This is a genomic window from Thiolapillus sp., assembly GCF_048562965.1.
In the GTDB taxonomy this organism is placed as follows: Bacteria; Pseudomonadota; Gammaproteobacteria; order Chromatiales; family Chromatiaceae; genus Thiolapillus; species Thiolapillus brandeum_A.
In genome coordinates, this window is record NZ_JBHNMF010001481.1 from 1 (window position 1) to 607 (window position 607).

Here is a 607-nt window from a genome sequence, read left to right on the forward strand (position 1 = left end):
ATCGTTCCGGCGCAGGCCCGGGTGATCGAATACTGGCAGGAGAAAGCCGTATTCGATACGCCTGAGGGAGAAAGCACAGTCAAAGCGGCTGCCCGCCCGATCCATCCTCTGGGCAAATGCCTGGCCAGCGTGCAGCTGCTGGCCTGGATCCTGGTAGCCAAGTACGCCGACGCCCTGCCGCTGTACCGCCTTGAAGGTATTCTCAAGCGCCATGGCGGTCAAATCAGCCGCACGACGATGGCCAACTGGATCATCCGCCTGGATGACGTATTCAAGCCGTTGATCAACCTGCTGCGGGAACAGCAGCTTGACGGTGACTACCTGCAAGCCGATGAGACCCGACTCCAGGTACTCAAGGAGAGCGGAAAATCGGCCCAGTCGGACAAATGGATGTGGGTGATCCGGGGCGGACCACCGGACCGACCGGCGGTACTGTTCGAATACGACCCCTCGCGCAGCGAAGCGGTGCCCCTGCGCCTGCTCGACGGCTTCAGGGGAACACTCCAGACCGACGGCTATGCCGGCTACAACCGGGTGTGCCGGGAGAACGGCCTGACCCGCATTGGCTGCTGGGATCATGCGCGGCGCAAGTTCGTCGAAGCCAGCA

1 protein-coding gene is annotated in these 607 nt (G+C 62.4%); it reads left to right on the plus strand.

Annotated features, from left to right (window positions below; all coding sequences use genetic code 11):
* Positions 1-607: IS66 family transposase (gene tnpC / locus ACOCD2_RS25030; protein WP_419592008.1), on the plus strand; the 607-nt coding region annotated here is incomplete at both ends.